The 13,337-nt window shown below is 43.9% G+C and carries 14 protein-coding genes; 12 read left to right on the top strand and 2 right to left on the bottom strand.

Annotated elements, in window-relative coordinates:
• Positions 1 to 486: 486 nt before the first annotated feature.
• From ruvA to ACTQ50_RS18100, 11 genes are all read left to right on the top strand, one after another.
• Positions 487 to 1,101 carry a Holliday junction branch migration protein RuvA gene (ruvA, locus tag ACTQ50_RS18150; protein ID WP_441485349.1) on the top strand — a complete coding sequence of 205 codons (615 nt, stop codon included), beginning with the start codon at positions 487 to 489 and terminating at the stop codon, positions 1,099 to 1,101.
• Between the two features lie 131 nt (positions 1,102 to 1,232).
• Positions 1,233 to 2,234, top strand: coding sequence for a Holliday junction branch migration DNA helicase RuvB (gene ruvB, locus ACTQ50_RS18145; protein ID WP_173715981.1), 1,002 nt, complete (start codon positions 1,233 to 1,235; stop codon positions 2,232 to 2,234).
• A 193-nt stretch (positions 2,235 to 2,427) separates the two neighbouring features.
• Entirely contained in the window at positions 2,428 to 2,835 is a 408-nt protein-coding gene (gene zapA / locus ACTQ50_RS18140; protein WP_441485348.1) for a cell division protein ZapA, read from the top strand.
• A gap of 123 nt (positions 2,836 to 2,958) precedes the next feature.
• A complete protein-coding gene (locus tag ACTQ50_RS18135) occupies positions 2,959 to 5,166 on the top strand; it encodes a DUF3656 domain-containing U32 family peptidase (RefSeq protein ID WP_441485347.1) in 2,208 nt (735 codons plus the stop codon).
• 6 nt (positions 5,167 to 5,172) lie between these two features.
• Positions 5,173 to 6,546, top strand: coding sequence for an FtsW/RodA/SpoVE family cell cycle protein (locus ACTQ50_RS18130; protein WP_441485346.1), 1,374 nt, complete (start codon positions 5,173 to 5,175; stop codon positions 6,544 to 6,546).
• Positions 6,470 to 7,951 carry a peptidoglycan D,D-transpeptidase FtsI family protein gene (locus tag ACTQ50_RS18125; RefSeq protein WP_441485345.1) on the top strand — a complete coding sequence of 494 codons (1,482 nt, stop codon included), beginning with the start codon at positions 6,470 to 6,472 and terminating at the stop codon, positions 7,949 to 7,951. Before ACTQ50_RS18130 ends, ACTQ50_RS18125 begins: the two co-directional genes overlap by 77 nt.
• A gap of 84 nt (positions 7,952 to 8,035) precedes the next feature.
• On the top strand, positions 8,036 to 8,491 hold the full coding sequence (locus ACTQ50_RS18120) for an NUDIX hydrolase (protein WP_226818350.1): 456 nt from the start codon (positions 8,036 to 8,038) through the stop codon (positions 8,489 to 8,491).
• 181 nt (positions 8,492 to 8,672) lie between these two features.
• On the top strand, positions 8,673 to 8,984 hold the full coding sequence (locus ACTQ50_RS18115) for a hypothetical protein (RefSeq protein ID WP_441485344.1): 312 nt from the start codon (positions 8,673 to 8,675) through the stop codon (positions 8,982 to 8,984).
• 4 nt (positions 8,985 to 8,988) lie between these two features.
• Positions 8,989 to 10,209 (top strand): DUF2953 domain-containing protein, encoded by a 1,221-nt coding sequence (locus tag ACTQ50_RS18110; protein ID WP_441485343.1) that lies wholly within the window; start codon positions 8,989 to 8,991, stop codon positions 10,207 to 10,209.
• A 2-nt stretch (positions 10,210 to 10,211) separates the two neighbouring features.
• Positions 10,212 to 10,586, top strand: a complete 375-nt coding sequence (locus ACTQ50_RS18105) for a GerW family sporulation protein (protein WP_441485342.1) — start codon at positions 10,212 to 10,214, stop codon at positions 10,584 to 10,586.
• A 145-nt stretch (positions 10,587 to 10,731) separates the two neighbouring features.
• Positions 10,732 to 10,869 (top strand): hypothetical protein, encoded by a 138-nt coding sequence (locus ACTQ50_RS18100; protein ID WP_441485341.1) that lies wholly within the window; start codon positions 10,732 to 10,734, stop codon positions 10,867 to 10,869.
• Between the two features lie 227 nt (positions 10,870 to 11,096).
• Here ACTQ50_RS18100 and rpmB read toward each other — a convergent pair whose 3' ends face one another.
• Positions 11,097 to 11,282, bottom strand: coding sequence for a 50S ribosomal protein L28 (rpmB, locus tag ACTQ50_RS18095; RefSeq protein ID WP_118578056.1), 186 nt, complete (start codon positions 11,280 to 11,282; stop codon positions 11,097 to 11,099).
• A 652-nt stretch (positions 11,283 to 11,934) separates the two neighbouring features.
• Positions 11,935 to 12,810: a helix-turn-helix domain-containing protein gene (locus tag ACTQ50_RS18090; RefSeq protein ID WP_441485340.1), complete on the bottom strand. Its 876-nt coding sequence runs from the start codon at positions 12,808 to 12,810 to the stop codon at positions 11,935 to 11,937.
• A 126-nt stretch (positions 12,811 to 12,936) separates the two neighbouring features.
• Between ACTQ50_RS18090 and ACTQ50_RS18085 the strand changes: the two genes are divergently transcribed.
• Positions 12,937 to 13,128 (top strand): DUF6462 family protein, encoded by a 192-nt coding sequence (locus ACTQ50_RS18085; protein ID WP_368357345.1) that lies wholly within the window; start codon positions 12,937 to 12,939, stop codon positions 13,126 to 13,128.
• The last annotated feature ends 209 nt before the right edge of the window (positions 13,129 to 13,337 follow it).

The raw sequence follows: 13,337 nt of genomic DNA, 5'->3' as shown, positions 1-13,337 counted from the left end.
TATACCCTTTTTGGAAACTGATTGAGCGATGTTTAGGCTACATGGGTCAATTTTCGGATTCATGGTACAGTTATCAGTTTAGATACTGTTCCGTGAATAATTCAGGTTAATTATTAGGTTTTATCGACTACCAGCGTTGGGGCCAGTCATATTCCTAAGCAGACCATTTAAGCCGCGGAGTGTTGCGGCGGTCCGCATGGAATATGACTGGCCCCAATCCGTGTTACTGTTCACTACGTGACCAGCAACACGCTTCGCGATGCACAGAAATCATGCATTCGCATGATTTCGCGCCGCAATTCTCGGGTTTTCTGTGAACCTCGTTCACAAAAAAATCTCGCGGAGCATTGCCAGTGAACAGTAACCAATGCGTCCCTTTTGAAAAAATACCCGAATGAATGTTTGCTTTTTCAGGCCGGATATGGTATGATGACAAAGAATTTTGAATATAAATTTTTACGATAGATAAAACAGGAGGCTTTCCCCATGATCTCATTCATCCGAGGAACAGTAGCAGACCTTACCGAAAATTCTGCGATCATAGAATCCAATTGTATTGGATTTGAAATAAATATGACTGGAAACGCCCTGGCACAGTTGCATATCGGCCAGGAAGTGAAGCTCCACACCTATTTTCAGGTAAGAGAAGATGCCATGGTCCTTTATGGATTTTTCGGCAAAGACGACCTTCAAGTATTCAAGCTGCTTTTAGGGGTAAATGGAGTTGGACCTAAAGCCGCTCTTGGAGTTCTGGCAGGAATTACAGCAGACGAGCTGCGCTTCGCCGTTCTTTCTGATGATGTGAAGACCTTATCAAAGGCTCCTGGAATTGGCAAGAAAACAGCCCAGAAGCTGATCCTGGAACTAAAAGATAAGTTAAGCCTGGAGGAAGCCTTCGAGCAGAAGCTGGCAAACGAACAGGCTCAGGCTACTGCAGTTGCCGCAGGAGCAGGTATGACAGATGCCAAGCAGGAAGCAGTAGAAGCTCTGGTTGCACTTGGCTACAGCAGCACAGACGCTCTCCGCGCGGTACGGAAGGTGACAGATGTGGATCCGACAGATGTAGAGGGCATTTTGAAAGCTGCGCTGAAGAATTTCTAAAGATATTACAATATGCTCCAAAAGATTATTTTTGCAATCTCCCGCAAATTGAGACGTATATCTTGCAGAATGCCTTTTGGACCACACTCTAATATGGAGTTTCTTAATTTATAAATTTCACGAGGTAAAAAATGGACAATCGTATCATAACCACTGACGTTATGGAAGAGGATTTTTCCCTGGAGGGAAATCTTCGCCCCCAGACCCTGGACGAGTATATTGGCCAGGAAAAAACCAAGAATACCTTAAAAGTATATATCGAAGCTGCCAAACAGCGCCACGATTCCCTGGACCATGTCCTTTTCTATGGCCCTCCAGGACTTGGAAAAACCACCCTTTCCGGCATTATCGCCAATGAAATGGGTGTTCACATGAAAGTAACCTCCGGTCCTGCAATCGAGAAACCTGGGGAAATGGCAGCAATTTTGAACAATCTTCAGGAAGGGGACATTCTCTTTGTAGATGAGATCCACCGTCTGAACAGACAGGTAGAAGAGGTGCTTTATCCGGCTATGGAGGATTTCGCCATTGATATTATGATCGGGAAGGGCGCTTCTGCCAGGTCCATCCGGCTGGATCTGCCGAAATTTACCCTGGTAGGTGCCACCACCAGAGCAGGACTTCTTTCTGCGCCGCTCCGTGATCGTTTCGGCGTGATCCACCATCTGGAATTTTACAGTAAGAAGGAACTAACCACCATTATCATGCGTTCTGCACAGGTGCTCGGAGTAGAGATCGACGTAAAGGGCGCCGGTGAGATTGCCATGCGTTCCCGTGGAACTCCCCGTCTTGCCAACCGCCTGTTAAAGCGCGTCCGTGATTTTGCCCAGGTAAAATACGACGGAAGGATCACCTACGATGTGGCATGCTTTGCCCTGAATCTTCTGGAAGTTGACCAGTACGGCCTTGATAAGCTGGACCGCCAGATCCTGACCACCCTGATCGTAAACTTCAAAGGCGGACCGGTAGGTCTTGACACCCTGGCTGCAGCCATTGGGGAAGATTCCGGTACCCTGGAAGATGTTTATGAGCCCTACCTCTTAAAAAATGGCTTCCTAAACCGTACGCCAAGAGGCAGAATGGCCTCTGCCCTTGCCTATGAACACCTTGGTTTTCCCGTTCCGGAAATATAAAAGATAAACTTTTGTAAAAAATCCTATACTTTTCTACAATTTTCGATTATAATAGGAGTGCTTACATAAGTTATAATACGAAAAGAGAAAACAAACAGACCAGGTTTGCCGGTTATTTGTGGAAGTGTCCGCCGGTAATGAGGTAAGGAGAACCTGGGATTGTACAGTATAAAGATACAGGAGGCTTGAACGAATGGCGGTCAAGAATACAGCACAGGTGATCATCGGGGGTAAGATCATTACTCTCGGAGGATATGAATCAGAGGAATATTTCCAGCAGGTTGCATCATATATGAATAAGAAGATAGGAGAGCTGGAGACTGTGCCAGGATATGGCAGACAGCCTATGGAGACCAAGCATATGCTTCTCAGCCTGAATATTACAGACGATTACTTTAAGGCGCGGAAGCAGGTAGAGATCTATGAGCTTGATCTGCAGCAGAAGGACCAGGAGATGTATGATCTGAAGCATGAGCTGATCTCTCTTCGTATGCAGATCGAAGAAGCACAGAAGAACGAGCAGGAAGCCCTGGACGAGAAGAATCTTCTGGAAGGTAAAGTGAAGGAACTGGAAAAAGAACTGGATGAAATGCTCAAATAAAAGCAGGAGGGATTGCCTAGGTGATTCCTCTTTTCCTTTATTAGCAGACAGTCTTTTTTGGAAAAGAAAACAGGCATTTTTCAAACATGCTCTAGAACTTTCATACAAAATGGAGGACAAATTTTGAACCAGAATAACATAGAATTGCTGGCTCCGGCCGGTTCCTACGAAGGCTTTGAAGCGGCACTTGGAGCGGGTGCGGATGCCGTATATGTAGGCGGCGCAATGTTCGGAGCCAGGGCATATGCCCAGAACTTTAATGAGGAAGAGCTTCTTCGCGCCATTGACGTGGCCCATATTCACGGCAGGAAGCTGTACCTTACTGTCAATACTCTGCTGAAGAACAGAGAACTGAAAGAACAACTGGTTTCCTATCTGGAACCTTACTATAATGCCGGTCTTGACGCAGTGATCGTCCAGGACATGGGTGTATTTTCCCTTATTAAAAAGGAATTCCCGAAGCTGCATCTTCACGCCAGCACCCAGATGACCGTAACCGGCCCGGAAGGAATGAAATTTCTGGCGGACCAGGGAGCAACCCGTGTGGTCGCGGCAAGAGAGCTTTCCCTTGAGGAGCTTTCCCGTATGCACGAAGCCTGTCCCATTGAGATTGAAGCCTTTGTACACGGGGCTCTTTGCTACAGCTATTCCGGGCAGTGCCTTATGAGCAGTCTCCTTGGTGGCAGAAGCGGAAACCGAGGCCGTTGTGCACAGCCCTGCCGCCTTCCCTATCAGGTGAAGAACTTCCGGACCAGGGAATATCAGAAGGGGGAATTTTGTCCCCTGAGTCTGAAGGATATCTGCACCATTGAAATTTTGCCTGAAATCATAGAAGCAGGCGTGACCTCCCTGAAAATAGAAGGCAGAATGAAGCAGCCTGCATACACAGCAGGTGTGACAGGAATGTACCGGAAGTATCTGGATCTTCTTTTTGAAAAAGGTTCTGAGAATTATCGCGTAACCGAGAAAGATAAAAAATATCTTCTGGATCTGTTTAACCGGGGCGGTTCCTGTACAGGCTATTATCAGATGGAAAACGGTCCCCAGATGATGGCATTTACCAATGAGAAAAAGACCGGTGAGGTTTTCCTGGAACCGAAGCAGCTGAAGGTAAAGATAAAAGGGGAATTAAGTCTCACATCTGGTCTTCCGGCCCTTCTTCACGTATCCTGTAAGGATGCCGAGGCCATGGCATATACAGGTGAAGTTCAGCTGGCTAAGAACCAGCCAGTAACCAGGGAACGGGTCCTTCAGCAGATGGACAAGCTTGGAAATACTATATTTACATGGGAAAGCCTGGACATTCAGATGAATGATGCTGTTTTTGTTCCCATGAAGATTCTGAATGAAATCCGTCATCAGGCTTTGGAAGAGCTGACAGAGAATCTTCTGAAAAAATACAGAAGAAATGTGGGATTAGAGCGGATTGAGCGGATCGCACATGGACCCCAGCCAAAGATCGGGGATATTGTGATCTGCGACAACGTTCCTCTTGGAAAAGAGGACTTTATTCCCATTTACGCATCCTGTGAAAGCGAAGAAGCAGCAGAAATCCTTTTCCAGCAAAAGGAGATCCAGGGCATTTACCTGCCTTATGCCTTGATGGAGGACTATTTGCAGAAGGGGCTTGCAAATGGAAAGGAAATGTATCTCTCCCTTCCCCATATCACCCGCGGCAATCCCCCAGAGGGCTATCTGGAACAGGCTAAGAAGTGGCTGGAAGCTGGAATGACCGGATTTCTTGTGCGGAATCTGGAATCCTACAGTGTGCTGGCACAGATGGGACTGGCAGACAGATGTGTACTGGATCATTCCCTGTATACCTGGAATGATGAAGCTATCCATTTCTGGAAAGACCAGAAAGTTCTTCGAAATACAGTTCCGTTGGAATTAAATGAGAAGGAGCTTCGCCACCGGGAAAATACAGGCAGTGAGATGGTAGTCTATGGGCGCCTGCCCCTTATGCACAGTGCCCAGTGTGTGCGCAAAAATACCTCTGGCTGCAATCGCCAGGAGGACTGGCTTGTGCTAAGGGATCGTTATGACAAGGAATTTCCGGCAGTATGTTATTGCCGCCCGTGGAAAACAGGGAATACAAAGGAAACAGGTCCATGTTATAATATCATCTACAACAGCCTTCCATATGGGCTTCTTAAGGAAGCCGGCAAGGTGAAAGAACTTGGTATTTCATCTGTGCGCTTGTCCTTTACCATAGAAAGCGGGAAAGAGACCAGGAGGATTGTGGAAGACTTTGCAGCTGCATACCATAAGGGCCGGGTATCTGGTGAATATGAGTTTACAAAAGGTCATTTTAAAAGAGGAGCCGAGTAAAGGCGTATGATTAATATTGTTGTTGAATTATCCAAATATGTGATCCTGACGCTGATGATCGTGTATACAGTGCTATGTTATTATCTGGTGTCAGGCAGGAACGCTTCAGGGAGAAAGGGGCTTTTGAGAAGCCAGATCACCTTAACTTTTTTCCTGGACTTTACCGCGTTTCTGGTAATATTTTTAAAAACCTTTGAGTTTAAGGTGGTCATCTTTTACGCAGAAATGATGGCGTATTTTGCAATCATCCTGATTTTATACCGAAGGATCTATAAGAACGCTTCCATGCTGCTGCTGAATAATATGTGCATGCTGCTCAGCGTGGGCTTTATCATGCTTTGCAGACTGGATATTGCTTCTGCAAACAAGCAGCTTCTGATTGTTGCATGTGGAAGTGCGGTGGCTCTTGTAATCCCGGTTATAATCCGGAGAATGAAATTCCTCAAGGATCTTACCTGGGTCTATGCAGGAGTTGGAGTGGTTCTTCTTGGAGCGGTTCTGGTTCTTGCCCAGACCAGCTACGGTGCCAAGCTTTCCCTGATGGGAATCCAGCCTTCAGAGGTGATCAAGCTTACCTTTGTATTTTTTATGGCGTCTCTGCTTGCCAGAGAGGTGACCTTTAAGAAGGTGGTACTGGCTACGGTTGTGGCAGGGCTTCATGTGGGAATCCTGGTACTGTCAAGAGACCTTGGTAGTGCGGTTGTGTTCTTTGTAGCATATCTGGTGCTGATCTATGTATCTACCAGGAAGCCTGCATATCTTTGCATTGGACTTGCAGGCGGGGCAGCAGGCTCTGTGGTGGCGTACCATCTGTTCGGACATGTCAGACAGCGTGTCAGCGCATGGAAGGATCCTATGGCGGTTTACCAGAATGAAGGATATCAGATCGTGCAGTCTTTATTTGCAATCGGTACTGGCGGCTGGTTTGGAATGGGACTTTGCCAGGGCTCACCGGAGAAAATTCCGGTTGTTAAGAACGACTTTATTTTCAGTGCGATCTGCGAGGAGCTTGGCGGAATTTTTGCCATTTGTCTGATCCTTGTGTGCATGAGCTTTTTCCTTACCATTGTGCAGATCGCATTGCAGATCAAGAATCCGTTTTATAAACTGATCGCCATTGGTCTTGGTACGGAATATGCATTTCAGGTATTCCTTACGGTTGGCGGAGCCACAAAGTTTATCCCGATGACAGGTGTAACCCTTCCGCTTGTGAGCTACGGCGGAAGCTCCATCATGTGTATGATCCTGATGATCGCGATTATCCAGGGCTTATATATTTATAGAGAGGACGAGGACGAAGAAATTGAGAGACATCGACGAGAGGCAGCAAAGAGAGCGAGACAGAGAGCTGCTGAGGCAGCGGCAGAAAGAGATTACTAAAAAGCGCAAAGCCAGAAATAAAGAATATACCTTTGTTTCCATTTTCTTTGGAATCATCTTTATCAGCATGATCGGGTATCTGATTTATTTTGATGGCTTTAAAAGTGATGACTTTATCAACAGTCCCTACAATACCAGACAAGATTCTTTCTCTGACCGGGTGGTGCGGGGCAAGATTCTTTCTTCTGACGGTCAGGTTCTGGCCCAGACCAATGTAAGTGAAGACGGGACAGAGACACGTAATTATCCTTATTCCAATATGTTTTCCCATGTTGTGGGATTTGATTCCAATGGAAAGAGCGGTCTGGAATCAGAAGCGAACTTTACCCTTCTGACATCCCATTCCTTTTTCCTGACACAGATGAAGAATCAGTTCCTCAATGAGAAAAACACAGGCGATACCGTGATCTCTACCTTAAATGCCAACCTTCAGAGTGTTGCCTTTAATGCTTTAGGGGACAGAAGAGGGGCGGTTGTAGTGATCGAACCGTCTACTGGCAAGAGACTGGTAGAAGTGAGCAAGCCGGACTTTGATCCCAATACCATTGCGGATAACTGGGAGTATCTGGTAAATGATGAGAATGACAGCAGTCTTCTGAACAGGGCTACCAATGGCGCATATCCGCCTGGTTCTACCTTTAAGGTAGTGACGGCCCTTGATTATTTCCGGAAGAAGGGAACTTTTGAGGGGTACAATTATCTGTGCGAGGGAAGCATAACCTTGGAGGATCATACCATTCATTGTTATCACAATACCGTTCACGGACAGGAGGATTTCTATTCTGCCTTTGCCAATTCCTGTAACTGTGCTTTTGCGAACATTGGAGTGGATCTTGGCGGTGCATCTCTTCGCGAGACTGCGGAAGACCTTCTGTTTAATAAAAGCCTGCCGCTGAATTACTACAGGACCAGCAGCTTCTCCCTGGATCAGAATTCTGTGACGCCGCTGATCATGCAGACTTCTATTGGCCAGGGAAATACCCTGGTTTCCCCCATGCATATGGCGCTGATCACCTGTGCCATTGCAAATGACGGTGTGCTGATGAAACCGTATCTGATTGATGAGGTGGTAAATGACAATGGGGATTCTGTGAAGAAAACAGAACCGGCAGTTTATAAGAGACTGATGAGCTCCAATGAGGCAAATCTTCTTGGCAAGCTGATGAAACAGGTTGTAGATTCCGGTACCGCTTCCGCTCTTTCCGGAAGAAGCTATACGGTAGCTGGTAAGACCGGTTCCGCGGAGTTTGACGAGGAAGGACACAGCCATTCCTGGTTCATCGGTTATTCCAATGTGGATGATCCGGATCTGGTAGTTGCGGTGATCGTGGAGAATGGCGGTTCCGGCAGCGAAGCAGCGGTTCCTATTGCAGGACAGATTTTTGATGCATATTATTCTAATTAAGCACTTTCCCTGTTGCCAGTTTTCTGAAAAAGAGGTATACTATATACAGTTTAGAAAACACACGCATTACAGGAGGATTGCAGCATGATAGAAGCAACGAGCTGTGGCGGTGTGGTAATTCATCGAGGTAAGATTCTTGCACTATATAAATCTTACAAAAACCGTTACGAAGGCTGGGTTTTACCGAAAGGAACCGTAGAGCCTGGAGAGACTCATGAGCAGACCGCATTGCGGGAAGTGAAGGAGGAAGCTGATGTGAGAGCCTCCATTGTGAAGTATGTGGGCAAGAGCCAGTATAATTTCACAGTGCCGGAGGACATGGTCAACAAAGAGGTACATTGGTATCTTATGACGGCGGATAATTATCATAGCAAGCCTCAAAGAGAGGAATTTTTCGTGGATTCCGGATATTATAAGTTCCACGAGATTTACCATCTGCTTCGTTTTGCAAACGAGAAGCAGATCGTTGAGAAGGCGTACCAGGAATATCTGGAACTGCGAAGTGCCGGATTGTGGGACAAGCAGCAGAAATATTTCTGATTCATGGGGAGAGAATAAGGGCTGCGTAGCTGATTTACGCAGCCTTTTTTGTATAACGATTTAGGCGGTGGGCGCGTCTCTCAGTTCGTGCCTGCGCAAAAATTGAATTGTTGTAACAATAATGATTAAAATTTCCGAGGAAGGGAAATCATTATTATAACAAAGGAGTGTTGTGCCGAATATGCTGAAATGGCGAGAAGACTATTATGTGGGTGAGGGTATCAAGGATGCAGTGAAAGCACGAAAACGGATTGATGCTGGCAAGATGGCTTTTGGTGTCTATCTTGTTACCCTGTCAGAGAATCCGGGGAATCTTCTGGAGATTGTGCCTTCTTATATGCTGATCCAGAAGAGTTATTATGCCAGATGCCCGGAAATCGTTGGCATGGCCAAGGGAAAAGATGAGGCTATTGATATGGCGGTAGATATTGTGAAGAATATTTACGGTGAGACTGGTGCATTTCAGGTAAAAGAATATTTTAAGAACAGGTGAGCGCATGTTACATATACTGTGGATCCTCATAAAATTTATATTGATCGTATTGGGAATCCTGCTGGGACTTGCGCTTCTTGGGGTGCTTCTTTTGCTTTTTTGTCCGGTGCGCTATCAGGCGCGGGCGGCGAAGGAGACCGACAGCTTCAAGGAAGCAGAGGTGGAGGCAAAGGTTACCTGGCTGTTCCATGCCATAGGTGCCAGGTTTTCCTTTCATAATGGGGAGGGAAAGCTGGTGATCACCCTTTGTGGGGTTTCCTTAGAAAACATAAAAGGCTGGCTTGGAAAATTAAAAGGTAATTCTAGAAAGCGTTCGGACAGCAGAAGCCCTGGAAGTGGACAGAAGAAAAAGAAGAAATCTGTGCGGACGAAGGAGACACCCCCAAAAACCGCAAAGCCAGCTGTGAAAGATTCTGTTGGTGAAGAGCAAAAGCCGGGGGCTGCTGAGGATGAAGAAATACCAAGGCAGATACCAGAGAATCCTATAAAAATAGAGAAGAAAGTGTCTCAGTCTGAGATGTCTTCAGCAGAAGATTCGTGGGCTAGTGATGCAAAGGCAGAGACGGTGCAGCAGGAAAACATACCGGTACAACCGACAGCGCAGAAAAAGGTGGAAATCGTACAACTGGAAAATACATCTAATAAATCTGCAGAATCGCAGACAACGGAGCAATCAGTGCCGGAACAGGATGAGAATCCGGACTCTGCGTCCAAGCCTGGTTTATTTGCACGTATTCGGGAAATACTAAGTAAAATAATCCGGCTCCCGGGAAATATCTGGAATAAGATTACTTCAATTATAAAGGGAATCATCCAGAAAGTCAGAAATATAAAGAAAACAATTTCGGGTATTACCGATAAGCTTGGCTGGTGGAAAGCATTTCTCACCAACGAACGCACCAAGGCAGCACTTTCCCTGGTATGGAAAGATGCGAAAGGCCTGATCCATCACGTATTGCCAACAAAAGTGGAGGGCGCAGTTACCTTTGGCTGTGAAGATCCATCTATCACAGGCGCAGCCCTGGCCATCCTTGGAATGACGTTCCCATTCCATAAGAACCGGATCCAGGTCACCCCGCTTTTTGATGGCGAGAACCAGCTGACAGGAAATGTCTCCCTGAAAGGCCGTATCTATGGCGTTATGTTTATCAAGGCAGCAATAGAGATTTACTTTAATAAAAATATAAAATACGTTATCAACCGATGGAAGCATAAGGAGGACTAAAAATGGAAAACGAAAACAACTTTAAGGAAACCGTAAGCTCCCTGTTTAAGGGAATGGATGGCTTTGTATCTGCCAAGACAGTAGTGGGAGATGCAATTCATGTAGGAGATACCATTATACTTCCACTGGTGGATGTATCCTTTGGTGTTGGTGCCGGTGCATTTGCAGGCGAGAAGAAAAACAACGGCGGCGGTGGTCTGGCTGGAAAGATGACCCCATGTGCAGTCCTGGTCATCCAGAACGGTACCACCAAGCTTGTAAATGTAAAGAACCAGGATGGCCTTACCAAAGTTCTGGATATGGTTCCTGATTTTGTAAACCGTTTCGCACCTGGCGGAAGTGACACCACAGAAGAAACTGTAGATTCCGAAGAATAATAAAAACGGTTATATTTAGCAGCTGATTATTTGAATAGAGCTTATAATAGCTGCAAACAACAATATATAATTAGAAGATAATGTGTTCGTTGATGATATTTCAGCATAAAATATATTAAACCAAAGATGCGAGGCTCTATTGATTATGGGAAAAGCTCTTGGTTTTATGCTGTTCTTCATTGGACTAGGCATGGTGATCGGATTACTTGTCTCCGAGACCATTGCACTTCTAATCGCAGCAGCCTTGTGTCTGCTGTGTGGTTATCATTTATTCTGTAAATAAATGGGTATGAGAAGATTAGAGTATCGACTAATCCTCCCATACCCATTTTGCTCTTTTGTCACCATTATTAGTAACCAGCGGGGGTGCAGAGTATATTCATGTAGCAGTCCATTTCAGGAACGTTGCTCCGGACTGCGGTGAATATACTCTGCACCTCCGCGTCCGGGAAACCAACCCTAAAAAGAGCAAAAAAACAGCCCCCACAAAACTGTGAGGGCAGGTGTTTCTTAGGCTCTTTCAACGTTTCCGGATCTTAAGCAGGAAGTACATACGTACATTTTCTTAGCTCCGCCTTCAGTTTTAACTTTAACGGATTTCACGTTTGATTTCCACATCTTATTGGATCTTCTATGGGAATGACTCACATTATTTCCGAAATGAGCACCTTTTTCACAAATTGCGCATTTAGCCATGATAGCACCTCCTTGACGCTTTTTTTCAACAGTTCATATTCTAACAGATGGAAAACCATTTTGCAAGCAAAAAAAGGAAAATTTTAAAACAATTTAAAATAAATTTGCTATTTGCTTAAATGCGTGCTAAAATTGGACGTTGTGTTATGGAGAAAAACATAGTACATTTATTGCACAAATGCTTACAACCATTGATTTTACAGTATTTAGAAACATATAGAAAACTAGCAAAATACAGTTTTATGCCAATTTTACGACAAACAGCGGAAATTTTCTTAGATTTCAAGTAAGTTGGTATATTGATTTCCAAATTTGCATATGCTATAATTGCCGTAGGCAAAAGAGATTATAAATCCATGTAGACAAAAAGAGTGAAGCCCTCAGTACTGCGAATACTGGGGGCTTCTTCTTGTTTATTTATAGTGGACAAGAAACCACTAGGCTATGTTGTCCTATTCGTCTCCGTCTAGCCATTTGATGATGTAGTGGCAGGCTACACCAGCCGTTAAGGAGATGATAAAAGAGATTATAATATCCGTGTAGATTACCTCCTCCCGTTGCCGGGTATCGGTTGGACAACATAGTTAGTATAGCATGGGTTAGAACAAAATGAAATAAAAAGATAAAAATGATATAATTGATATTTAAATAATTAATTTTTAGTATTTAGCCATTTTACAAAACCTTTCATGAAATTATAAGATAGTGAGTAATTATATTTTTCTGCAATTTTAGGAATCTGTGAAATTATATCATCTGGCGTTCCCCATCCCAATATATATTCATTTCCTGAAAAATGTTTTATTTCGTCTAGTTTGTATTGCACAATCTTTATTAATCTTTGATATGGAATTGAGTCAAAAGAGTTTTCAATAAATTGAATCAGTTGCATTGCTAGTTCGTGAGAAGTATCCGGGTCATCAAACTCCAATGAAAAGCCAGCTGCGTTTTCAATAATTTCATCAAACAAAGATATAATTCGATTATGTAATACTTTTTTATTGGCTTCGTTATTTCTATAGGCATATTCAAAACGTCCACTATTGTTTTCACCACGTTCTTTTACAACAATTATCTTATCATCTCTATTCCGTATATATTGATCCACTAAATCAGATAGCTCTTTGATTCTTGTTGAATCAGCCATAGTATCAATAAGTTCACAGAAATTTGAAGAAAATTGATACGATTTTTTTAAAATAAGATCACACGCGTAGGTCTTATCAGCAAAATACAAATTATAATGATCGTCTATTAAAGTATGAGTTCGCAATCCAGTAAGATCGGTAATGAGTTGTTCGTTATATCGGGGTTCATTTATCTCACCAATAAGATAGCCTATATCAACATTGAATTCTTTTGCCATTAAATCAAGATATTCTACTGGAGGAAAGGTATTATTGGTTTTTCTCAAATAATGCTTTAATCCATTAACGCTGATTCCTAAAATTTCAGCAATCTCAGCTTGCGTTTTATTATTAAGTTTACATAATTGCCTAAAACGTGTAATAAAAATACACTTATCCATCGAATATCCTCCCTTTGATGCAAATGTTGGTGTAGTGACATTATACTACACATGAGATACAATATCAATAGATGAAAAGCCAGCGCGCAGGATATTTCACAATAAATTATGCAAGGAGGGCTGATAATGAATGCAGCAGTAATAAACAGGAGAGGAAAACTACAGAGAGTGCAAGAAGCGTGTTCCGATACTAATTGGAGCAGAAACACTCTTATGAAGGTTGCCACTGAAGCCAACGCGGTTATTCGAGTTGGGCGAACTGTAAGAATTGATATGCCTGCTTTGTACAAGTATATTGATACGGTTTACAAAATGTAGCATATTAAAGGAACTTTAAAAAATGAAAATCTACAAAGAAAGGTGAACGAGAGCCATGTGAGAGCCAGTAAAAACAAAATGGATATTCAAGAAAAATTGTAAGCGCACAGTTTTAAGGTGTACCCCATAACTGAAATCTGGCACCCTGCGCTAGGATGCCAGACATGCGAGTATTTTACTCCATTTTTATTTGCAAGTTTCCCGAACAG

Origin of the sequence: Blautia sp. Sow4_E7, from assembly GCF_052116245.1 — a bacterium.
Classification (GTDB): Bacteria; Bacillota; Clostridia; order Lachnospirales; family Lachnospiraceae; genus Blautia_A.
This window is presented reverse-complemented; position numbering and strand designations above follow the sequence as displayed.